General features: G+C 60.8%; 17 protein-coding genes, 2 pseudogenes and 1 riboswitch. Of the genes and pseudogenes, 12 read left to right on the top strand and 7 right to left on the bottom strand.

Translation table 11 applies throughout. The features are described 5' to 3' along the window. Positions 1–63: 63 nt before the first annotated feature. The 3 genes from L4G42_RS15145 to L4G42_RS15135 all read right to left on the bottom strand — a co-directional run bounded on the left by L4G42_RS15145 (position 64) and on the right by L4G42_RS15135 (position 2058). On the bottom strand, positions 64–330 hold the full coding sequence (locus tag L4G42_RS15145) for a type II toxin-antitoxin system RelE family toxin (protein ID WP_237259263.1): 267 nt from the start codon (positions 328–330) through the stop codon (positions 64–66). Continuing rightward, positions 314–541: a type II toxin-antitoxin system RelB family antitoxin gene (relB, locus tag L4G42_RS15140; protein WP_074892231.1), complete on the bottom strand. Its 228-nt coding sequence runs from the start codon at positions 539–541 to the stop codon at positions 314–316. Before relB ends, L4G42_RS15145 begins: the two co-directional genes overlap by 17 nt. Before the next feature lie 77 nt (positions 542–618). Continuing rightward, positions 619–2058: a TolC family outer membrane protein gene (locus L4G42_RS15135; protein ID WP_122625610.1), complete on the bottom strand. Its 1440-nt coding sequence runs from the start codon at positions 2056–2058 to the stop codon at positions 619–621. A gap of 182 nt (positions 2059–2240) precedes the next feature. Further along, positions 2241–2345, top strand: a riboswitch (TPP riboswitch). A 170-nt stretch (positions 2346–2515) separates the two neighbouring features. Here L4G42_RS15135 and thiC point away from each other — a divergent pair. Both thiC and cytX read left to right on the top strand, forming a co-directional pair. Further along, the gene (gene thiC, locus L4G42_RS15130) at positions 2516–4417 is read left to right on the top strand and encodes a phosphomethylpyrimidine synthase ThiC (protein ID WP_237251851.1); all 1902 of its coding nucleotides are present in this window, start codon (positions 2516–2518) and stop codon (positions 4415–4417) included. An 86-nt stretch (positions 4418–4503) separates the two neighbouring features. Beyond that, positions 4504–5793 (top strand): putative hydroxymethylpyrimidine transporter CytX, encoded by a 1290-nt coding sequence (gene cytX, locus L4G42_RS15125; RefSeq protein WP_237251852.1) that lies wholly within the window; start codon positions 4504–4506, stop codon positions 5791–5793. Here cytX and L4G42_RS15120 read toward each other — a convergent pair. Next, a complete protein-coding gene (locus tag L4G42_RS15120; protein ID WP_237251853.1) occupies positions 5762–6508 on the bottom strand; it encodes an RsiV family protein in 747 nt (248 codons plus the stop codon). The genes cytX and L4G42_RS15120 overlap by 32 nt on opposite strands. A gap of 220 nt (positions 6509–6728) precedes the next feature. Between L4G42_RS15120 and L4G42_RS15115 the strand changes: the two genes are divergently transcribed. The 9 genes from L4G42_RS15115 to L4G42_RS15075 all read left to right on the top strand — a co-directional run bounded on the left by L4G42_RS15115 (position 6729) and on the right by L4G42_RS15075 (position 17032). Beyond that, complete coding sequence (locus tag L4G42_RS15115; protein ID WP_237251854.1) at positions 6729–7346, top strand: NUDIX domain-containing protein; 618 nt, start codon at positions 6729–6731, stop codon at positions 7344–7346. Continuing rightward, positions 7337–7789 (top strand): DUF1249 domain-containing protein, encoded by a 453-nt coding sequence (locus L4G42_RS15110; RefSeq protein ID WP_065987826.1) that lies wholly within the window; start codon positions 7337–7339, stop codon positions 7787–7789. Before L4G42_RS15115 ends, L4G42_RS15110 begins: the two co-directional genes overlap by 10 nt. 1017 nt (positions 7790–8806) lie before the next feature. Next, complete coding sequence (gene cpdA / locus L4G42_RS15105) at positions 8807–9616, top strand: 3',5'-cyclic-AMP phosphodiesterase (RefSeq protein WP_237251855.1); 810 nt, start codon at positions 8807–8809, stop codon at positions 9614–9616. Between the two features lie 143 nt (positions 9617–9759). Then, positions 9760–10377, top strand: coding sequence for a YqiA/YcfP family alpha/beta fold hydrolase (locus L4G42_RS15100; RefSeq protein ID WP_237251856.1), 618 nt, complete (start codon positions 9760–9762; stop codon positions 10375–10377). A gap of 89 nt (positions 10378–10466) precedes the next feature. Next, positions 10467–12371 carry a DNA topoisomerase IV subunit B gene (parE, locus tag L4G42_RS15095; RefSeq protein WP_237251857.1) on the top strand — a complete coding sequence of 635 codons (1905 nt, stop codon included), beginning with the start codon at positions 10467–10469 and terminating at the stop codon, positions 12369–12371. Beyond that, positions 12371–13348, top strand: coding sequence for an esterase-like activity of phytase family protein (locus L4G42_RS15090; RefSeq protein ID WP_237251858.1), 978 nt, complete (start codon positions 12371–12373; stop codon positions 13346–13348). Before parE ends, L4G42_RS15090 begins: the two co-directional genes overlap by 1 nt. Before the next feature lie 35 nt (positions 13349–13383). Beyond that, positions 13384–13866 carry a retropepsin-like aspartic protease family protein gene (locus tag L4G42_RS15085; RefSeq protein ID WP_237251992.1) on the top strand — a complete coding sequence of 161 codons (483 nt, stop codon included), beginning with the start codon at positions 13384–13386 and terminating at the stop codon, positions 13864–13866. A 10-nt stretch (positions 13867–13876) separates the two neighbouring features. Continuing rightward, entirely contained in the window at positions 13877–16144 is a 2268-nt protein-coding gene (gene parC / locus L4G42_RS15080) for a DNA topoisomerase IV subunit A (RefSeq protein ID WP_237251859.1), read from the top strand. 180 nt (positions 16145–16324) lie between these two features. After that, positions 16325–17032, top strand: coding sequence for a PqiC family protein (locus tag L4G42_RS15075; protein ID WP_237251860.1), 708 nt, complete (start codon positions 16325–16327; stop codon positions 17030–17032). Positions 17033–17086: 54 nt separating this feature from the next. Here the strand turns inward: L4G42_RS15075 and L4G42_RS26360 are convergent. Further along, positions 17087–17791, bottom strand: a pseudogene (locus L4G42_RS26360) (histidine kinase); the annotation flags it as partial. 102 nt (positions 17792–17893) lie between these two features. Continuing rightward, positions 17894–18616: pseudogene (locus L4G42_RS26355) on the bottom strand (AhpA/YtjB family protein); the annotation flags it as partial. A gap of 130 nt (positions 18617–18746) precedes the next feature. Between L4G42_RS26355 and serB the strand changes: the two are divergent. Then, complete coding sequence (gene serB / locus L4G42_RS15065) at positions 18747–19964, top strand: phosphoserine phosphatase SerB (protein ID WP_237251862.1); 1218 nt, start codon at positions 18747–18749, stop codon at positions 19962–19964. A gap of 42 nt (positions 19965–20006) precedes the next feature. Here serB and L4G42_RS15060 read toward each other — a convergent pair whose 3' ends face one another. Next, on the bottom strand, positions 20007–21791 hold the full coding sequence (locus L4G42_RS15060) for a molecular chaperone (RefSeq protein ID WP_237259266.1): 1785 nt from the start codon (positions 21789–21791) through the stop codon (positions 20007–20009). Positions 21792–21831: the final 40 nt, after the last annotated feature.

Raw genomic sequence — 21831 nt, 5'->3', positions numbered from 1 at the left:
GAGGGAGCTTGCCCGCGATCTGGCGCGACGCGGTAGCAGAGTTGTGAGCGGGACATGAAAGGGCTACCGGTACACCTCCCGACGATTGCCCAGTTCGATGACCAAAATGGTTAGCTCGCCGTTTTGGATATCGCAGATCACTCGTAGATCCCCAATTCGATAGCGCCACAGCCCGCCCTTGGGACTTGTTAGCGCTTTGCCCACGCTGCAAGGGTCGTCTCTGACAGCCACCCGTTCGTCCATGAAGTCAAGCACGCGCCGGGCGGTTTGCTTGTCGAGCTTCTTGAGCTGTTTCTTTGCCGTCTCGGTGTACTTAATCGTCCAGGCCAAGCTCTTTCCTTACATCGCTGGATGAATAAGTGGCTTCCTTGCCCTTTCGGACGCGTTCGAGTACGTCCGCTGCCAGGTAATACTCTTCAAGCTCAGGTAAACCTTGCTCGATAATTTCACGCAAATAAAAGGCTTTGGTCCGGCCGGTGCTAGCCGCGAGAACGTCGAGACGTGCTTCAGTCTCGGGGGTGAGGCGAATTGAGGTAGGCATGCGACTTCTCCGCAATACATGTATTCACTGTATCGCGCGGATGCTACTCGGGTCGCCGGAACCTTTCAATCGGCCTGTCACCGCTCCGTCGGCCGCTCAAAGTTCTTCGCCGCTTCTTTCGCCAGATCCGGCGGCAGGAAGTCTTTGTCGGGGTTGTAATCGGCTTTCAGGAAGCGCGACAGATCCTGCAAATCCCCCGGGCTCAGCGTCCCGGCAGCTTGTTTCAGGCGCAGGTTGTCGAGGATGTAGTCGTAGCGGGTGTTGTTGTAATCGCGCACCGATGCGTACAGCTGGCGCTGTGCATCGAGCACGTCGACGATGTTGCGCGTACCCACCTGATAGCCGATTTCCGTGGCCTCCAGCGCGCTCTGGTTGGAGATGATCGACTGTTTGCGCGCCTGCACCTGCTCGACATCGGTGTTCACCGCGCGGTGCAGGTTTCGGGTGTTTTCTACCACTTGCCGACGCAGGCCTTCACGCTGTTGTTCGCTCTGACCAAGACGGGCATACGCTTCGCGCACCTGGGAACTGGTCAGCCCGCCGCTGTAGATCGGGATGTTCACCTGCAGGCCGATGGTGCGTTGCTCGACGCTGCCGTGAAAACTCTGGCCGGTGTAGTTGGGGTTGGTGAAGCCCAGAGGGTCGTTGTCGCCTTTCTCGTACTGCGCCACCGCATCGACGGTGGGCGCGTGGCCCGCCTTGCGCTGCCGCAGGGTTTCTTCAGCGGCGCTGACGGCGTAGTTGCTGGCCAGCAGATTCAGGTTCTGCTGCGTCGCGGTGTCGACCCAGGCTTTCGCGTCGTTGGGCGTTGGCGCAAGCACCGGCAAGGTGTGCACGATACCTTCGATGGAATTGTAATCGCGGTTGGTCAGGGTGATCAGCGCCTGAAAGGCATCGTCCACCTGGCGCTTGGCGACGATCCGCGCAGCGCGGGCAGTGTCGTAACTGGCTTGCGCCTGGAGCACATCGGTCTTGTCCGACAGGCCGACATCGAAGCGTTCATTGGCCTGATCGAGCTGCCGCTTGAACGCTGCTTCCTCCGCCTTCGTCGAGGCGAGATTGTCCTGTGCGCGTAGCACCGCAAAGTAGTCTTCGGCGCTTTGCAGAATCAGGTTTTGCTCGGTGGCCGAGAGCTGCAGGATGGCCTGCTCGTTGACGTCCTTCGCCGCCTTAAGCTGGAACCAGCGGTCAGCGCGGAAGATCGGCTGACTCAAGGTCGCGCGATAGACCGTACCGCTGCGGCTGATGACTGCGGAGGGCTGGTCAATTGAGGTGCGGGTGTCATTGATGTCGGCGCCACCAGAGATGTTCGGCAGCAGGCCGGCGCGTGCCTGAGGCACGATTTCCTTCTGGGCGTCATAGCTGGCGCGTGCCGCCGCGAGATCGGCGTTGTTGTTGACCGCTTCCTGATACACGCTGACCAAACCGGTCCTGGTTGGCAGCGGCATGTCTGCTGCCCCGGCCATCGCACTCGAAGCACACGACACGGCAATGGCCAGTGAAAGTTTGCGCAGCATAGACATTCCCTAGTAATTCAAGCGGTATGAAGACGTTGACGTTGCGTCCGGTCCAGATGGCTTTGGCGACGCGTAGCGAGTGTAGTTCCAGAGGCTAGGGACAACAATCGGGCAAATCAGCCATTTAACGCGCGTTTGAATTCCGCGCTTGGCGTTTGGCCTGCGCCACGACTAGACTGACGCCGTTCTTGTCGGGGTGCCTTGATATGAGGCTGAGATCGGATAATCCGGATCCCGTTGAACCTGATCAGGTTAGCGCCTGCGTAGGGAACAAGATTTCTCGTCTCCCGGCGGGTCCTCTTGAGTGTCGTCCGGGGTCGTCTTTGTTCATTTTCTGAACAGTCCGCGCCTTTCGATTCTCAGCATCCATGCCGTCTCAGGGTGCATCCGTCCGTGTCCATCAGGCTCAAGCTCCGACAATTCATTCCGCTGCTGGATGATGTCTGGAGAGCCCGTGATGAGTACAACACTAAAAAACGCCAATCTGAGTGAATCCGCCCAAGTCGATTCGGGGTCGGTTCAACCGTTTACCCGCTCGCAGAAAATCTACGTTCAGGGCTCGCGTCCGGACATCCGTGTGCCCATGCGCGAGATCAGCCTGGACGTCACGCCGACTGGCTTCTCTGGAACAAACGGCGGGGGTGAGATCAACGCGCCGGTCTGCGTGTACGACACCTCCGGCCCCTACACCGACCCCAACGTCATCATCGACGTGCGCAAAGGCTTGGCCGACGTGCGTTCGCCGTGGATCGAGTCCCGTGCCGACACCGAGCGCCTTGCAGGTCTGACGTCGAATTTCGGCCAGCAACGCCTGGCCGATGCCGAACTGACCAGGCTGCGTTTCGCCCATGTGCGCAATCCGCGTCGGGCAAAGTCGGGGGCTAACGTCAGCCAGATGCACTACGCGCGTCAGGGCATCATCACCGCCGAGATGGAATACGTCGCCATCCGCGAGAACATGAAGCTGCAGGAGGCCCGCGCCGCCGGCCTGCTCACGCAGCAGCACGCCGGCCACAGCTTCGGCGCGAGCATTCCGAAAGAGATCACCCCAGAGTTTGTCCGCGAAGAAATCGCCCGCGGTCGCGCGATCATTCCCGCCAACATCAACCACGTTGAGCTCGAGCCGATGATCATCGGGCGCAACTTTCTGGTGAAGATCAACGGCAATATCGGCAACAGCGCGCTGGGCTCGTCCATCGAAGAAGAAGTGGCGAAACTGACCTGGGGCATTCGCTGGGGCTCGGACACGGTCATGGACCTGTCCACCGGCAAGCACATTCATGAAACCCGCGAGTGGATCATCCGCAATTCGCCGGTGCCCATCGGCACCGTGCCGATTTATCAGGCCCTGGAAAAAGTCGGGGGCGCCGCCGAAGACCTGACCTGGGAGCTGTTCCGCGACACGCTGATCGAACAGGCGGAGCAGGGCGTCGACTATTTCACGATTCACGCCGGTGTACTGCTGCGTTACGTGCCGCTGACCGCCAAGCGCGTGACCGGGATCGTCAGCCGTGGCGGTTCGATCATGGCCAAATGGTGCCTGGCCCATCACAAGGAAAACTTCCTCTACACCCACTTCGACGACATCTGCGAAATCATGAAGGCCTATGACGTCAGCTTCTCCCTGGGCGACGGCCTGCGTCCGGGGTCGATTGCCGACGCCAACGACGAAGCGCAGTTCGGTGAGCTGGAGACCCTCGGCGAGCTGACCAAGATCGCTTGGAAACACGACGTGCAATGCATGATCGAAGGCCCGGGCCACGTGCCGATGCAGTTGATCAAGGAGAACATGGACAAACAGCTGGAGTGCTGCGATGAGGCACCGTTCTACACTCTTGGCCCACTGACCACTGATATCGCACCGGGTTACGACCACATCACGTCGGGCATTGGCGCGGCCATGATCGGCTGGTTCGGCTGCGCGATGCTCTGCTATGTCACGCCCAAGGAACACTTGGGATTGCCGAACAAGGACGACGTGAAGACCGGGATCATTACGTACAAGATAGCCGCCCATGCAGCGGACCTCGCGAAAGGACATCCCGGTGCGCAGATTCGTGACAACGCGCTGAGCAAGGCGCGGTTTGAATTCCGCTGGGAAGACCAGTTCAACCTCGGGCTGGACCCTGACACCGCGCGCGCCTACCACGACGAGACGCTGCCGAAAGACTCGGCCAAGGTCGCGCATTTCTGCTCCATGTGCGGGCCGAAGTTCTGCTCGATGAAGATCACCCAGGAAGTGCGCGAGTACGCCGCCAACCAGAAGATCAACGCGGTGGACGTGTTGGTGGACGAAGGCATGCGCGAGCAGGCCGAGCGGTTCAGGAAGGAAGGCAGTCAGCTTTATACAAAGGTTTGATCTGCATGCGCTTATTTAGCGCCAAGTGATCGTGCCCACGCATAGCGTGGGAACGATCGACTATTAGTTTCTTCGGGACAACAAACGTGAACACACCCGGCACCTATTCACCCGACGCTCCCGTGCCCGCTGCCAAGCGGGTCTTTGGCGGGCGCGATCTGTTTTCTCTGTGGTTTTCCCTCGGCATCGGCCTCATGGTCCTGCAGACCGGCGCGTTGCTTGCGCCGGGGCTGGGCATGTCCGGTTCGATGCTGGCGATCCTGCTCGGCACACTGGTGGGCGTTTTGCTGCTCGCCGCTGTTGGCGTCATTGGCAGTGACACGGGCCTGTCGTCGATGGCTGCCCTCAAGCTCAGCCTCGGCAGCAAAGGCGCGGGCGTTCCGGCGATTCTCAATCTGCTGCAACTGGTGGGTTGGGGTTCGTTCGAAATCATCGTCATGCGCGACGCCGCCAGCCTGTTGGGCGCGGGCGCTTTTTCCGAAGCCAGCCTCTGGGCCAGTCCGATGCTCTGGACAATCGTCTTCGGCGCCCTCGCGACCTTGCTGGCGGTGAGTGGGCCGCTGGCGTTCGTCCGGCAAATCCTGCGCAAATGGGGCATCTGGCTGCTCTTGGCGGCGTGCGCCTGGCTGACGTTCAACCTGTTCAGCAAGGCCGATTTGACGGCCTTATGGTCACGAGCGGGAGATGGTTCGATGCCATTTGCCGTGGGCTTCGACATTGCCATCGCCATGCCGCTGTCGTGGCTGCCGCTGATCGCGGATTATTCCCGATTCGGCAAGCGCGCCACCGGGGTATTCGGCGGCACAGCGCTGGGCTTCTTTATTGGCAACTTCTGGCTGATGTCCCTTGGCGTGGCATACACCCTGGCCTTCGCGCCGAGTGGTGAAGCCAATGCGCTGCTGCTGGCGCTGGCTGGGGCGGGGATGGGTATTCCGCTGCTGCTGATCCTGCTGGACGAGTCGGAAAACGCGTTCGCTGACATTCACTCCGCTGCAGTGTCGAGCGGGATTTTGCTAAAGGCCAAAGTCGAACACCTGGCGCTGGCCATTGGCGTTATCTGCACGCTGATCGCCTGCTTCGCGCCGCTGGCGCAATACCAGAACTTCCTGCTGATGATCGCTTCCGTGTTCGCGCCGCTGTTCGGCGTGGTGCTGGTGGATCACTTCATCCTGCGTCGCCGCCGTCACGGCGTTGCGACAACGGGCTTGCGCTGGATGACGCTACTGGCGTGGATCGGCGGAATCTGCACCTACCATCTGCTGGCGAACCTGTATCCGGACATCGGCGCGACGCTGCCCTCGCTTATTGTGGCTGGCGTCTTGCAGCTGGTACTCAGTAAAACGATCAGCTCCGGCCGGGAAACAGCTCAGGCTTAATGATGCCGTTCAACTGCGGATACGGGATCTTCAGCTCGATGTGGCCCATCGCATAGGGGGCGATGGTTGTAACCGGGTACTTGAGGATCACTGCACCGTACGTCAGGGCGATGTTTGAAGTTTGCTTGAATGGCCACATGTTCTGGAACTCGGCATCCTTGTCCAGTTTGCTGCCGATCAGCCAGGCCTGATGAGCCAGCCGGGCCTTGTCCCAGAATGCAGCTTCCTGACCCGGGATCAGCATGTCGGCCAGTGTCAGCACGCGCTGCTGCTGGCGGGAATAGTTGATGAACGCGCGGCCCGGATTACCCTGGCCAGTGCCGGAATCAACGTAGCTGGACAGCTCGACGACCACGATTCCGTCATGCTGCTCACGTACTTTGGCCTGCAGGTAGCTGCTGTTGCGCGCTGGCGCGCGGCTCAGGTACTGCTCCTGATACGCCTTCAACGTCGGCGGCACCGGACCATCGCTGTCGCTGCGGGTCAGTTGCAGCAGTGTGCGCTGGACGATCTCGTCGAGTTTCGGCTCGTCGGGGAAATGCACGGTGTCGATGTTTACCAGCGGGCAATCATCGGTGGTGCAGCCGGGCTTGATCAGCTCGGAGGCGTCACGCTGAACGGTCAGCGGACTGCGCAGATTGGGTTGGAACAGGCTTTGGCAGGCGCCCAAAATCAGGGCCACGCAGGCCAGCGAAATGATCTTCAGGAAAGACATGTTGATCCTTGGCATCGGCATAAAAGGGGCGTCACGTCGCAGGTAACGGCAACGTCCTTCGACTGTGTGGGGCGCAATCAGTTCGCCATCGGGCGGATTAGAGTGCTTTCCCCGGCAGCCGTCTACCCCGGTGGCTATTTTTGCGAACTCAAAGGGCTGCATCCCGCACCACAGCGCGTTAGGATGGGCCCGGACACAGTGCTCAAGCAGTGAGAAATTTATGACGGATAGCAACAGATCGGCGCCGACGAATTACGAAATTACACACCGTGAGACCTGCTTCAAGGGGTTTTACCAGCTCGACCGTCTTCAGTTGCGCCATGAATTGTTCGCGGGCGGCATGGGCCCGGAAATCAAACGTGAGTTGTTCGTTCGCCACGATGCGGTTTGCGTGCTGCCCTACGATGCCAAACGCGATGAAGTCGTGCTCATCGAACAGTTCCGCGTCGGCGTCATCGGCAAGCATGAGAACCCTTGGCTGATTGAAATGGTCGCCGGCCTGATCGATAAAAAAGAGGAGCCCGAAGAGGTTGCTCACCGCGAGGGACAAGAGGAAGCTGGGCTGACGTTCAACGCCCTTTGGCCGATCACCAAATACTTTCCATCGCCGGGCGGCAGCAACGAGTTCGTGCATCTGTACTTGGGCAAGTGCGACAGCGAGGGGGCAGGTGGGCTGCACGGACTGGTAGAAGAGGCCGAGGACATTCGGGTTTCGGTCTGGTCATTCGACGACGCGATGCAAGCCGTCAAGGACGGGCGCATCGTCAACGCCGCAACTATTATTGCAATGCAATGGCTGGCGCTCAATCGCGCCGAAGTAAGGGGGCTATGGTCGTGAATCTTCTGCGCGAGCGCTATCGTGTCGACCTCGCCGGGCTGCAAGCCGCCTGCGAGGCGAACTACGCGCGCTTGATGCGTTTGCTGCCCGATATGCGCAATCAACAACGCTCACGCCGGGTCGCCGTGACTCAGGGCGACCAGATGCTGGGCGTGCTGGCGGTCGAGGTCATCCTCGATTGCCCGTACACCACCACGCTGCAGGTGCGTCAGGAGCACAGCCTGCCCTGGCTGCCGGTGCCCGTGCTCGAAGTGCAGGTCTACCACGACGCGCGAATGGCCGAGGTCATCGGCGCCGAACATGCACGTCGTTTCCAGGGTATCTATCCCTATCCCAACGCCGACATGCACCAGCCCGACGAAAAGGCTCAGCTCAACGTGTTTCTGGGTGAGTGGCTGAGCCATTGCCTGGCCTGCGGGCATGAGTTTGAGGCAGTCCGCTGATATTTGAAATACAGGTCACTGTTGCATAGGTCACGGTTATGTAGGACATGTCTGTAAGTGCTTTCTGAAAATTAACAGCCGCGGGAATTTCTGGTTTTATTGAGCGCATTCCGCCTATATGTTTCATCGCGTTTTTCTTCGGAAGCGCGTTATGAATTTTGTTGGGCATCATATGAATTCCTGCAAGGCCGTGTCTTTTAGCTGGCATTGCACATGGCTGGTAGTGGTAAGTGGGGATGGTCCTAATGTGTGTGGCCATGCACTACTCAAAGCGGGATTTTTCTATTTTCATGTTGATGGTTGGGCGAACCGTCCTTACTGCCTTACAGAGGACGACTATCAACGATACATGAGGGAAGCGGGTAAGTCGGAGCTGTTCAGGCGCCAAGTGTACATTCGTGATTCGGAGGGTGCCCAGCGCAAGCTGGAAGAGCTCAGTGTCAAACGGTGGCATTGGGGCGTCGTACCCAATAACTGCGTCAGTTATGTTGAAGAAGTTCTTGACGCTGGTGGGGCCGATGATTGGAGTCTTATGAATTGTCCTTCGTTATGGCGATGAATTGGATGAAGGCCATGCTAATCGGGCTCTTGTCAGGCGTAGGCGCGCCACCGCTAGTAAGGTTGTTTTTATATCAAGGCGAGCCATTGCAGTCGATTGCGTACGGGCTGCTGACGGCCATGGGATTTGGAGCAGGCGCATATGCAGCGCGCTACATTTCATGGGGGTGGGCGGTCGGCGGCTTCGCGGGTTTAGTATTGGGGCTATTTGGGCCGATGCCCCTTATGTTCGTTTTCCCTACTACGCGCTACGAGAAAGTGCTTCCCTGGCTTGTGTGCAGTGCGGTAGTCGGCATGCTCGTTGTAGGCTACTTCACTGACAAAGTGCTCAGCTCGCGGCGCCAGTAGAGCAGGATCGCAACGTAATCGTTGTAACCGCGAAACGGTGCGCATTTCTTGGTTTGATATGCCATCTCGCAACCACCATAATCCGGCCACATCCGCTCAAGGAGACGGCCATTGTCGAGCGCATCCTCTCAGTCCTCATCCGTGTTGGTCGTTCAACTGACCGACAGTCATCTGTTCGCCGAAGCGGACGGCGCGCTGCTGGGCATGCCCACGCGCGCCAGTCTGGATGCGGTGGTCGAGCGTGTGCTCATCGAACAGCCGGCGATCGATCTGGTGCTGGCAACGGGCGACTTGTCTCAGGACGGTTCGGTTGAGTCGTATCAGGCGTTCCGCGACGCGAGTAATCGCCTGAATGCGCCCGCGCGCTGGATTCCGGGGAATCACGACGAGCTGAGGGAGATGGCGATTGCCGCGCAGAACAGCGACTTTCTCGAGCCTGTCGTCGACGTCGGCAATTGGCGGATCACAATGCTTGATTCGGCTGTTTCCGGTTCCGTCCCCGGTTTTCTGCAAGACGGCCAGCTTCAGTTGCTCGCCCAGGCCTTGAGCGAAGCGCCGGAGCGCCATCATCTGGTGTGTCTGCATCATCATCCGGTGCCAATCGGGGCGGCGTGGATGGCGCCCATCGGTTTGCGCAATCCCGAAGCGCTGTTCGCCGTGCTGGAGCGTTTTCCCCAGGTGCGCGCGGTGCTCTGGGGCCATGTGCATCAGGAATTCGATCAGCTTCGCGACGGCGTGCGGCTAATGGCTTCGCCTTCAACCTGCATACAGTTCGCGCCAAACAGCGCTGATTTCGGTCTCGATGACCTTGCGCCCGGCTATCGCTGGCTGCGTCTGCACGATGACGGCCGGATCGACACCGGCGTTTCGCGCATCGACCCCGACCTGTTCGACGTCGACATCAACGGCGCGGGCTACTGAAAGACATTTCCTCAATTTGCCGCGATTTATCAACAGCCGAGTCTTCGCGCAGTTGACCCTGTAAACTGCGTGGCTTTGCCCTGATGAGCGCCAGCAGGCCAGCCCGTCCGGGATGTATCGATTGCCGTTTGGGAGGCAACTGCGTGAACCAGGATCAATCGACGCTTCTTTATATTCACGGCCTGAACAGCTCGGCCAAGTCGCAGAAAGCCACACAGCTGACGGCGCTGATGGCGCGTCTGGGTTTGAGCGAATACTTGCGCGTGCCTGAGCTGCATCATCATCCGCGTCAGGCGCTGGTTCAGTTGGAGGGCGCAATCGAGGAACTCGGTCGGCCGCTGCTGGCCGGCAGCTCGCTCGGCGGCTACTATGCGACTCACTTGGCTGAGCGCCACGGCCTCAAGGCTGTGCTGATCAACCCGGCGGTCAATCCGCATCAGCTCTTCGATGGTTTTCTCGGCACCCAACAAAACCTTTATACCGGCGAGAGCTGGGAGCTGACGCACGACCACGTGGCGGCGCTGGCCGGGCTGGAAGTGCCTGCCCCACAGGACCCGCAGCGTATTCAGGTGTGGCTGCAAACGGGCGACGAGACGCTGGATTACCGCCGTGCCCAGAGCTTCTATCGGGCCTGTGCATTGCGCATCGAAGCGGGCGGCGATCACGGGTTTCAGGGTTTCGCTGCAAAAATCCCAGCGCTGTTGAGCTTCGCCGGATTCGCTCCCGCATTGCTCCAGGGCGTCGATCTGACAGGGCTCTGACCTGAGCCATTGCTGCAATAAATATGTAGAACATTCTTCTACAACAGTAGCACTCCGAAATTTCATGAACGACTTGATGACGAGACCCCATGGCCAATCCCAGCGCTAGCTCTTATAACGCAGACGCCATCGAAGTCCTCTCGGGCCTCGACCCGGTCCGCAAACGGCCGGGCATGTACACCGACACCTCGCGCCCCAACCACCTGGCGCAGGAAGTTATCGACAACAGCGTCGACGAAGCGCTGGCAGGCCACGCCCGCTCCGTGCAAGTCATTCTGCACGCCGACAATACGCTGGAAGTCTCCGACGATGGTCGCGGCATGCCCGTGGACATCCACCCGGAAGAGGGCGTGTCGGGCGTCGAGCTGATCCTCACCAAGCTCCACGCCGGCGGCAAGTTTTCCAACAAGAACTACCAGTTCTCCGGCGGCCTGCACGGCGTCGGGATTTCCGTGGTCAACGCGCTCTCGACCCAGGTACGGGTACGAGTCAAGCGTGATGGCAACGAATACGAAATGACCTTTGCCGATGGCTACAAGGCCAGTGAGCTCGCGGTGATTGGCACCGTTGGCAAACGCAATACCGGCACCAGCGTGTATTTCGCGCCGGACCCCAAATACTTCGACACCCCGAAATTTTCTGTCAGCCGCCTCAAGCACGTACTTAAGGCCAAGGCGGTTCTGTGCCCGGGCCTGCTGGTCAGCTTCGAGGACAAAGGCACCGGCGAGAAGGTCGAGTGGCATTACGAGGACGGCCTGCGCTCGTACCTGCAGGATTCGGTGGCCGACTTTCTGCGCCTGCCGGACGAGCCGTTCTGCGGCGTTTTCGCAGGCAACAAAGAAGCCGTCGACTGGGCGCTGCTGTGGTTGCCCGAGGGCGGCGACAGCGTTCAGGAAAGCTACGTCAACCTGATTCCGACCGCCCAGGGCGGCACCCACGTCAACGGCCTGCGTCAGGGCCTGCTTGACGCGATGCGTGACTTCTGTGAGTTCCGTAATCTGCTGCCCCGCGGCGTTAAGCTGGCGCCCGAAGACGTCTGGGAGCGCATCGCTTTCGTGCTGTCGATGAAGATGCAGGAGCCACAATTCTCCGGCCAGACCAAAGAGCGACTGTCGTCCCGTGAGGCGGCAGCGTTTGTCTCCGGTGTGGTCAAGGATGCCTTCAGCCTGTGGCTCAATGCGCACCCGGAAATGGGCATGCAGCTGGCCGAGCTGGCGATCAGCAACGCCGGTCGTCGTCTCAAGGCGAGCAAGAAGGTCGAGCGCAAACGTATTACGTCAGGCCCGGCACTGCCGGGCAAGCTGGCGGATTGCGCGGGTCAGGACCCGATGCGCTCCGAGCTGTTTCTGGTCGAGGGTGACTCCGCTGGCGGCTCCGCCAAACAGGCCCGGGACAAGGAATTCCAGGCCATCCTGCCGTTGCGCGGGAAGATCCTGAACACGTGGGAAGTCGACGGCGGCGAAGTACTCGCCAGCCAGGAAGTGCACAACATCGCCGTGGCGATCGGGGTTGATCCGGGCGCTGCGGACATGAGCCAGCTGCGCTACGGCAAAATCTGCATCCTCGCCGACGCCGACTCCGACGGCCTGCACATCGCCACGCTGTTGTGCGCCTTGTTCGTCCAGCATTTCCGCCCGCTGGTGGATGCCGGTCACGTCTACGTCGCCATGCCGCCGCTGTACCGCATCGACCTGGGCAAAGACATTTATTACGCACTGGACGAAGCCGAGCGCGACGGCATTCTCGACCGACTCGTGGCCGAGAAGAAGCGCGGCAAGCCGCAGGTCACCCGATTCAAAGGCCTGGGTGAAATGAACCCGCCGCAACTGCGCGAAACTACCATGGACCCGAACACCCGTCGCCTGGTGCAGCTGACTCTGGACGACTTCGAAGCCACGTCGGAAATGATGGACATGCTGCTGGCCAAGAAACGCGCAGGCGACCGCAAGAGCTGGCTCGAATCCAAAGGCAATCTGGCCGAGGTGCTGGTCTGATGCGGGGCTGGTTTGCAGCGCTGTTATTGATCTCTACGCCCGTTTTCGCAGCGCCATTGCCAGAGCTCAAGCTGCTGTCGGAGCATCCGGTCGACGACATGATCGGCGGCAACCTGTCCGGGCTTGCGTCCTGCAACGGCGTACTGTGGACCGTTTCGGACCGCGACGACACCCTGCTTTACAGCCTCGACACGTCGGCAACGGTCTGGAAAGCCAAGGCGCAGACGCTGGAAATCCCGCCGATCCCGGACAGCGGCCTGTCCGCGACCCTGCGCAGCATGGCCAAGGCCTCGGCGATGATTCGGGGCGGCGATCTGGATTTTGAAGGCGTGAGTTGCGACGCGGCGGGCAACCGTTACCTCGTCAGCGAAGCCTATGCCGCTGTGCTCCAAGTGCCGGTTGAAGGCGCGCCAGTCTGGCTGGATCTGCCCAGAAAGGTCGTTGAGGAAGCGCAGTCGGCCGGGATGCTGCAGCATTTCAACGCCATCTTCGAAGGCATCGCGGTCAACCCGGCAGGCGATCAGCTATGGCTCGCCGCCGAACGTGACAAGCGCGGCCTGCTGACCGCGAAGCTTGGCAAGGACGGCTGGGCCTGTGATGCCAGTTGCATCCTGCGAGTCGACTCGGGCAATGACATTTTGCCGCCCGAGTTGGGTGGCAAGGCGGTCTCCAAGGACTTTTCCGACATCTCGCTGTACAAGGGCAAGCTGTTCACTCTGGAGCGCGCGGCTTACCGAATCTGCCGCCGGGCTCTGGCGACAGGTCAGCTGGAAACCTGCTGGTCGTTCGCCAAAGAGGCGCTTCAGCCCAACCGACTGTATGACCAGAAATACGGCCTGACCGAAGCGCTGATCGTCGATGACAAAGGCGCATGGGTCGGCACGGACAATAACTTCGGTGTCCGCGCCGATGGCGAAAAACGTCCCATCGTCTGGCGCTTCGCCGCGCCCGAGGGTGGCTGGAGCGGCAAGCCTTGACCCAGGCACCTCCCGGCAAGCGCGCCGGGCGGCTGATGCTGATCATCGCCTGGGCGGCGGCGCTGTTTCTGGCGACGCGGTTTTTTGGCGAGTGGGAGCAGCGTCAGGAAAATCCGAATACCATCGTCGCCTCCGAACATGGAGACGGCTATGTCGAGGTGAAACTGGCGAGCAATCGTGACGGGCATTTCGTCATGACCGGGCAGATAAATACCCGCCCCGTGCAGTTCATGCTCGACACCGGCGCGACGAATGTCGCCGTGCCGGAGAGCGTTGCGCAGACGCTGCGCCTTGAGCGCGGCGAGCGTGTTCAGGTGAGTACGGCCAACGGACGCACCGACGCGTTCCGGACCACGCTGCAACGGTTGCAGATTGGCGACATTGTCCTGAACAACGTGCGCGCCCTAGTGGTGCCCGGTCTGGACGGTGAGCAGGTGCTGCTGGGCATGAGCGCCGTGAAACAACTCGAATTCACACAGCGCGGCGGCACCTTGCTGCTGCGCCAGACGACAAAATGATGAGGCCCGCATGAGCGACTCCCTTGACCTCAGCCTGGATGGCGTAGAACGCCGATCGCTGGCTGACTTCACCGAACAGGCCTATCTCAACTATTCCATGTACGTAATCATGGACCGGGCGTTGCCGCACATCGGCGACGGCCTGAAGCCCGTGCAGCGCCGCATCGTCTACGCGATGAGCGAGCTGGGCCTGGACGCCGACGCCAAGCACAAGAAGTCGGCGCGCACCGTCGGTGACGTGCTCGGCAAGTTTCACCCCCACGGCGACTCGGCCTGCTACGAAGCCATGGTGCTGATGGCGCAGCCCTTCAGCTATCGCTACACGCTGGTCGACGGCCAGGGCAACTGGGGTGCGCCGGACGATCCCAAGTCATTCGCGGCCATGCGCTACACCGAAGCGCGTCTGTCGCGTTACTCCGAAGTGCTGCTCACCGAACTGGGTCAGGGCACGGCGGACTGGGTGCCGAACTTCGACGGCACGCTGGACGAGCCCGCTGTTTTGCCGGCGCGCCTGCCGAACATCCTGCTCAACGGCACCACCGGCATCGCTGTCGGCATGGCCACCGACGTGCCGCCGCACAACCTGCGTGAAGTCGCGACAGCCTGCGTGCGTTTGCTCGATGAGCCCAAAGCAACGGTCGAACAGCTCTGTGAGCATATCCAGGGCCCGGACTACCCGACCGAAGCGGAAATTATCACGCCCCGCGCCGACCTGCTGAAAATGTACGAAACCGGCAAGGGCTCGGTGCGTATGCGCGCCGTGTACCACATCGAAGACGGCGACATCATCGTCACAGCGCTGCCGCATCAGGTGTCCGGTGCCAAGGTGCTGGAGCAGATCGCGGCGATGATGCAGGCCAAGCCGTCCAAGGCTCCGCAGATCGCTGACCTGCGTGACGAATCCGACCACGAAAACCCGTGCCGGATCGTGATCATCCCGGGCGCCCGCAAGAATTTCGACCACGATGCGCTGATGCAGCACCTGTTCGCCAGCACTGAGCTGGAGTCGAGCTACAGGGTCAACATCAACATCATTGGCCTGGACGGCAAGCCGCAGCTGAAAAACCTGCGCGCATTGCTGGTCGAGTGGTTGGAGTTCCGGGTACAGACCGTGCGTCGTCGCCTGCAATTCCGCCTCGACAAGGTTGAGCGTCGCTTGCACCTGTTGGATGGTTTGTTGATCGCTTACCTCAACCTGGATGAAGTGATTCACATCATCCGCACCGAGGAGCACCCGAAAGCCGCGCTGATCGCGCGTTTCGCCCTGAGCGAAATCCAGGCTGATTACATTCTCGACACCCGTTTGCGTCAGTTGGCGCGACTGGAAGAAATGAAGTTGCGTGCCGAACAGGATGAATTGCTCAAGGAACAAGCCAAGCTGCAAGCCCTGTTGGGCAGCGAGGCCAAGCTGAAGAAACTGGTACGCACCGAGCTGATCAAGGATGCCGAAACTTATGGCGACGACCGTCGTTCGCCTATCGTCGAGCGTATCGAAGCCAAAGCCCTGACCGAACACGATCTGCTGCCGAACGAGAAAGTGACGGTCGTGCTGTCGGAAAAAGGCTGGGTTCGCTCCGCCAAAGGTCACGAAATCGACGCCACCGGGCTCTCTTATAAGGCCGGGGATGGCTTCAAGGCTTTGGCGCCGGGTCGTTCCAACCAGTTTGCGGTGTTTATCGACTCCACCGGTCGCAGTTATTCGGTGCCGTCGCACACCTTGCCATCGGCCCGTGGCCAAGGCGAACCGCTGACCGGTCGTCTGACGCCGCCGCCCGGTGCGACTTTCGAATGCGTGCTGTTGCCCGAAGATGACGCGCTGTACGTGGTTGCTTCCGACGCCGGCTACGGTTTCGTGGTCAAGGGTGAAGACTTGCAGGCCAAGAACAAGGCGGGCAAGGCGCTGTTGAGCTTACCGGCCGGGGCCAAGGTGATCCTGCCGCGTCCGGTACCGGATCGTGAACACAACTGGCTCGCCGCCGTGACCACCGAAGGCCGTTTGCTGGTGTTCAAAATCAGCGATCTGCCGCAGCTGGGCAAAGGCAAAGGCAACAAGATCATCGGCATTCCGGGCGAGCGCGTTGCCAGTCGGGAAGAGTACGTGACCGACCTGGCCGTGGTCCCTGACGGCGCCACACTGGTGCTGCAGGCGGGCAAGCGCAATCTGTCGCTCAAGCCCGACGATCTGGAGCACTACAAAGGTGAACGCGGACGACGGGGCAACAAACTGCCGCGTGGATTCCAGCGCGTGGATGCGCTGTTAGTGGAAACCGCTGGCTAAAGCGGTTGGTTCGGCGGTCGCTCTTCGTTTCGTCACGAGAGCGACGCAGAATCGCTGGAGTCAACGCGCATATTCACGGATGATATGACGTCCTCTGGCGCCGCCATGGCGGAATGCCTTCATGTTTTCAAAGTATTTAACAGCGTGGACGCAATACACGGCGTTCACTTGGACGGGATGATGAATTTTCTACGTGTTCCCTGTGTTCTGTTGTTGACCGGCGTTCTGGGTTTGGCCGGGTGCAGCGTTCATCAGCCCACGTCGCTCTATCAGCTGGACAGCGGCGACCCCGGGCAACCGAAACACACCGGCGGGGTCGCAGTTCTGCTGGGCCCTGTGGCGATTGCTGACTATCTGCAACGCGAAACATTATTGCAGCGTCAGCCGGACGGCAGTCTCAAGGCGTCCACCGACGGTCGCTGGGCCGGCAGTCTGTCCTCTGATATCGATCAGCTGCTTCTGCGCCAACTGGCCTGGAAGCTTGACAGTCAACGCGTGGTCATGGCCCCTGCCGCGGCCAACTTCACGCCGGATGTCCAAGTGGTGCTGTCCATCACCCGCCTGGATTCAGGCGAGAAGCAGCCGGCGGTACTGGATGCCCAGTGGCGCTTGCTCGACCGCCGCGGCAATGTGCGCGACAGCAAGCTGATTCACCTGGAAGAACCGCATGCAGGTTCTTCAGCTGCGCAGGTCAAGGCGCAGGGAATTCTGCTGCAACGCCTGGCTGACAAGCTGAGCGTCGCGGTCAAGCCCATCGCCAGTCAGCCGTATGTGGCGGACGTTCCCAAGAAGGCCGCGGCGCCGGCGAAAACCCGCACTGATCAAGACAAGCCGAAGATTCCGATGGCATCACCGATCCGCACTGATCTGGAAGTGTTCCGCTTCTAGGATGAGCGCCCACAAAAAAGCCCGCAGCGATGCGGGCTTTTTTGTGGGTGACGGCTAGACCCTGCGCGCCTCGTGCATACGCGCCAGTTGGCGCTCCAGCATCGACGGATACGGCTCCATCAGACGCTCCACACAGCTGGCACCTTCAGGGCTCGCAATCGGGCGAATGCGCGCACGCTGGCGGATGGTCGGGTCTTCGCTGATCTTGCGCTCTACCAGCAACAGATTACGGCTGTGTTGCGACAGGGCCAGGGCGTCCTGCGCGGTTTCGGTCAGCAGCAGATCGATCTGGTTCATGCCGTGCAAGCCTTCGCCCAGTGTCAGGCCCAACTGCAGTTGCAGGGTAATGCCGCTGTCGGCGACTTCGATCTGCAACGCATGGCTCAATGCACGCAGCAACTCGCCGCAGCAGATGGCGTTGGTGAGGTAGTCATCGCCGCTGTCCTGGGTGCTGAACACCATCAGCGAACTGCCGTCGTTCAGGGTATGCAGCTCGCTGTCGTAGAGCGAAGCGGCCTGATCGATGCAGTCACGGTAGCGCTCGAGCAGCTCGGTCAGGCGCGTGCGCGGAAGCCGACGCAGTTGCTCCTGAGAACCCAGCTGCACCGCCAGCACCGCGCTGTATTGCGGTTGCGTTGGCACGACCGGAAGGATCGGACGCGGCGCAGGTTTCGGCGCAGCGGGGGAGTGGTCGCGAAGGTCCGCAAACGGATCCTCTTCGTCTTCTTCATCTTCCTCGGCGGCAATGCGTCGTGCCGGGATCACCGTGGCGCGCGGTTTGGGCGCATCGTCGAAGTCAGGGTCGCTCAGGTCGCTGCTGTCGAACTCCGGCGAAGCGTCTTCCTCGTCCTCGACCTGTGCAGGCTCGGGAATGGGCGCCGGTTCCGGTTCTGGCGGCGCGTAGGAAGTCTTCAGCTGACGCGCCAGATCGCCGATCTCGTCCTGACGATCAGTGGCTGGCGTGTACGGGTCGATGTAGCGCAGCCACATGCGCAGTTGCAGCATCGGCGTGGAGATATGGCGCCCAAGGCGCAGGCTCAAGGCCAACGCCAGTGCCAGCAGGATACCGGCCAGAATCGCCATGCTCTGCAAGCTGATGGTCAGCGGTTGCTGGAACTGGGCCATGTCCAGGCTGATGCGCAGCGTGCCGGCGACCACGTCCTGGAAGGTGATCTTGATCTCGTACAGACCTTCCGCCTCACCCAGCAAGCCGTTTTTCGGACGCTGACCGGCTTCGGCAAGAATGCGGTTGTCGGGGCTATAGATAGCCGCGTGGGCCACCAGCGGATTTTTCACCAGATTGCCCAGCAGCACGTTGAGGCTGAGGATGTCGTTGGACACCAGCAGCTCGGTGGCGGACGTGGCGGTCTGGGTGGTCAGGGCTTGCCCCAATGCGTCGGCTTGTTCGTGCATGGCTTGCTTGAATTGCAAACCCATGACGCAGGCGTAGATCACCAGAGCCAGCGCGACGAGGATCACGTTATGGCTGGCGATGCGCAAAGCAATCGGTACACGTCGATGACGCAATGCCCGGAAGATCAGCAAGAAGAAATTATCGGTTTTTACGGGCGTGGGCCGGTTCACTGAGCACGGCTCTCTTGGTGAAGTTGGGGCGCAGTATAGCGAGCGACCCTGTGGCGGCAAAGCGCTGGCTGTGCCCGGCGGTCACTGAAAGTGCGTAGAATGCGGTTTTTTTCCACTGCGGGGGTGCGCCTTGCGCGAAATCGTCCTGATAAACATCACCGGTGAAGACCGTCCGGGTCTCACTGCGGCCATCACCGGTGTGCTGGCCCAAGGCGGCGTGAACATTCTCGACATCGGTCAGGCGGTGATTCACGACGCGCTGTCGTTCGGCCTTCTGGTCGAGATCCCCGACACCGAAGCAGGCGCGGCAGTGCGCCAGAACGTGCAGGGAACAGTCGAGGAATTGGGTCAGCAAGTGCGCTTCACCCACGTGTCCGAAGCCGACTATCAGCACTGGGTCGACGGTCAGGGCAAGGCGCGGCACATCGTGACGCTGCTGACGCGCAAGGTCACCGCCGAGCAACTGCAGACGGTCAGTGCGATCACAGCCAAATATGGCTTGAACATCGACCGCATCGATCGCCTTTCCGGGCGTATGCCGCTGGACATGCCCACCGAGAAGAGCAAGGGCTGCATCGAGTTTTCCGTGCGCGGCGAGCCGGTCGATCCTCAGCAGATGCAGGCCGAATTCCTCCACGTTGCCCACGAGCTGAACGTCGATATCGCGTTCCAGCAGGATTCACTGTTCCGCCGCAACCGTCGTCTGGCGGTGTTCGACATGGATTCGACACTGATCGAAGCCGAGGTTATCGACGAACTGGCCAAAGCCCACGGCGTCGGCGAGCGCGTGTCGGAGATCACCGAGCGCGCCATGCGTGGCGAACTGGACTTCCGCGCCAGTTTCAAAGAGCGACTGGCGCTGCTCAAAGGCCTGGATGTGAAGGTGCTGGATGAGATCGGCGCTTCGTTGCGTTTGACGGAAGGCGCTGAAACCCTGTTCGCCGAACTCAAGCGGCTGGGTTACAAGACCGCGATCCTGTCGGGCGGCTTCACCTACTTCGCTCGCCAGTTGCAGGCCAAACTGGGCATTGACTACATCTTCGCCAACGAGCTGGAAGTGGTGGACGGCAAGTGCACGGGCAACGCGATCGAGCCGATCGTCGACGCCCAGCGCAAGGCCGATCTGCTGCGCGAACTCGCCAGCAAGGAAGGGTTGAGTCTGGAACAGACCATCGCGGTGGGCGATGGCGCCAATGACTTGCCGATGCTCGCCATCGCCGGCCTGGGTGTGGCGTTCCGCGCCAAGCCGCTGGTCAGGCAGTCGGCGAAGCAGGCCATCTCGACACTGGGTCTGGATGGCGTGTTGTATTTGCTGGGGTTCCGCGACCGGGAAGGGCGCAGCGTTTAAAAGCGTGAGCGTTGAGGCATCTGCAACGGATGCCTCGATGGCTCAGAGCACCGTCCACAGCGAGTCGAATTCCTGCTCCGGGCCGCCGGCGTCTGGCGTCGCAACCTTTTTCGGCCCTTCAAGAATCTGATATTCAAACTGGTTGTAGCTTCCCGTCGTCGCACGACGGTTGCTCAGGCTCGCGCGTCGCTGTTCGCCACTGGTGTTGATCAGCACCTTGGAGCCGTCCTCGAACGGCAGGCGCGGGGCGATGACTGTCGCGGGCACATCAATGGCGCGAACTTCCGGCAACAGCAGCGCGCGCAAAAACTGACTGCTCTGCTCGGCGCGGGTCAGCTGCATGCCGCAGGCCTGGGCAAAGGGCGCAATCAGTTCAACGCCCATCTGCATGCCACCGCCGCGGACCTGCCGCACCCAGCGCACCACCGCGATGCTCCAGCCGTGGCCATGGTCCTGAATGCCGATCATCTCACCGGCCTGCAACTGGTCCGGTACCTCTTTCGGCCAGGCCAGGCAGTAGCCGCCCGGGCTGTGATTGACGATATGCAGGGCGTACGTCGGGAAACTCTTTTGCCCGTCGGACGCCGCGCTGGCTTCGGCATCGTCACGTTTGTATTCGATTTCCTCGAACGGCAGCATGCTGTTCGATTTGCCATTGCGTTGCGCTTCTGCCGTCTGCGCCCATGGATCATGCTTGGCCGGCTGCAAAGGCTGCAGTGTGTATTCGGCCACTCTGGACAGGGTCGACATTTGCAGCAGGTCGCTGAAGGACTGCTGGCCGCCGACGTAATAATGCAGGGCGCTCATGCCCACGCAGACGGTCAGTGTGCCTTGTCCCGGGGTGCGCTGAAACGCACGTTCCGACACATCGCCCCAAGCGGCGGCAAGGTGCTGCAGGACGTCGATTGACAACCCCGGCGGCACTTTCAGCGCGGACTTCGAGCGTTCTTCAACGGGCGTTTCGGTGTAACGCTCCAGTGCAGCCGACAGAGGGCGCGAGTTGATACCGAGCAAATTCGGCCGCTGATCATCGTCGTACAGTGCGGCATAGCGCGGCGCTGTGTCCGTGCCTGGCGACACCGCGTACAGGCTGTTGGTGTCCATCGGCTGCTGCAGCGTGACCATCGCACTCCACGCATCCAGCGCCTCGGCCAGCTTGCCGATGTTGTGCTGGCGCATCTGATTGCAGCGCGAACAGCCCATCAGCAGCGCAACGATGTAAGTCTGTTCGACGCTCATCGCCTGGGTGTTGTGGGCGAGGCTGTCGGCAACCGGCACGTTCTGCAATTGATGCTGGCGGGCGATCTGATAAATCTGGTGCATCTCCAGCCACAAGCCGTCCTGCACCGGGCAGTAAAGCTGGTTGGCGCGGATCAGCGGACCGTTCAGGCAGCTGAGCGCGCGCTGAAGGGCGGTGGTCAGCAGGCCGATGCGGTCTTTGCCGAGCTTGACCGCGACCCGCGCAATGATCTGTTTGTAGCCGATGGCAAGGTGGTTTTGCAGGGCCTGGCACAGGTTGGCGACCTTGCGCGGACGCTCTTCGAGAACGACTGACTGGTTCAGGAAGTGACGCTCCAGGTGCTTGCACACGAAAAATACTTCCGGGCGAAGCAGTTCGAGGAGCTGCATGCGGTTGTCGCTGGGGGTGAGCAACTGGTTCAGTTCGCCGAGCCCTTGATAGAGCTGGCGGGCCATTTCACCGAGATTGGCCTTGGGCAGGGTAGCGATCCAGCGCTTCATGTCTTTGGGCGTCGCGTCACAGAACGACAGGCTCGACTGCGTCGGCACAGGTGCGCGCAACAACAGCGGGAGGCTTAAATTACTCATGTGACAGGCAAACTCCAACGACTACAGGCCTGAACGGCGG

This window comes from Pseudomonas petrae (genome assembly GCF_021728295.1).
GTDB classification, from domain to species: Bacteria; Pseudomonadota; Gammaproteobacteria; order Pseudomonadales; family Pseudomonadaceae; genus Aquipseudomonas; species Aquipseudomonas petrae.
The sequence above is the reverse complement of the archived record's forward strand: the minus strand, read 5'-3'. Positions and strand labels throughout refer to the sequence as shown.

Coding starts and splice junctions, on each gene's coding strand:
- relB (WP_074892231.1), bottom strand. CDS start 541: ATGCCTACCTCAATTCGCCTCACCCCCGAGACTGAAGCACGTCTCGAC.
- L4G42_RS15135 (WP_122625610.1), bottom strand. CDS start 2,058: ATGCTGCGCAAACTTTCACTGGCCATTGCCGTGTCGTGTGCTTCGAGT.
- thiC (WP_237251851.1), top strand. CDS start 2,516: ATGAGTACAACACTAAAAAACGCCAATCTGAGTGAATCCGCCCAAGTC.
- L4G42_RS15120 (WP_237251853.1), bottom strand. CDS start 6,508: ATGTCTTTCCTGAAGATCATTTCGCTGGCCTGCGTGGCCCTGATTTTG.
- L4G42_RS15115 (WP_237251854.1), top strand. CDS start 6,729: ATGACGGATAGCAACAGATCGGCGCCGACGAATTACGAAATTACACAC.
- L4G42_RS15110 (WP_065987826.1), top strand. CDS start 7,337: ATGGTCGTGAATCTTCTGCGCGAGCGCTATCGTGTCGACCTCGCCGGG.
- parE (WP_237251857.1), top strand. CDS start 10,467: ATGGCCAATCCCAGCGCTAGCTCTTATAACGCAGACGCCATCGAAGTC.
- L4G42_RS15090 (WP_237251858.1), top strand. CDS start 12,371: ATGCGGGGCTGGTTTGCAGCGCTGTTATTGATCTCTACGCCCGTTTTC.
- L4G42_RS15085 (WP_237251992.1), top strand. CDS start 13,384: ATGCTGATCATCGCCTGGGCGGCGGCGCTGTTTCTGGCGACGCGGTTT.
- parC (WP_237251859.1), top strand. CDS start 13,877: ATGAGCGACTCCCTTGACCTCAGCCTGGATGGCGTAGAACGCCGATCG.
- L4G42_RS15075 (WP_237251860.1), top strand. CDS start 16,325: ATGAATTTTCTACGTGTTCCCTGTGTTCTGTTGTTGACCGGCGTTCTG.
- L4G42_RS15060 (WP_237259266.1), bottom strand. CDS start 21,791: ATGAGTAATTTAAGCCTCCCGCTGTTGTTGCGCGCACCTGTGCCGACG.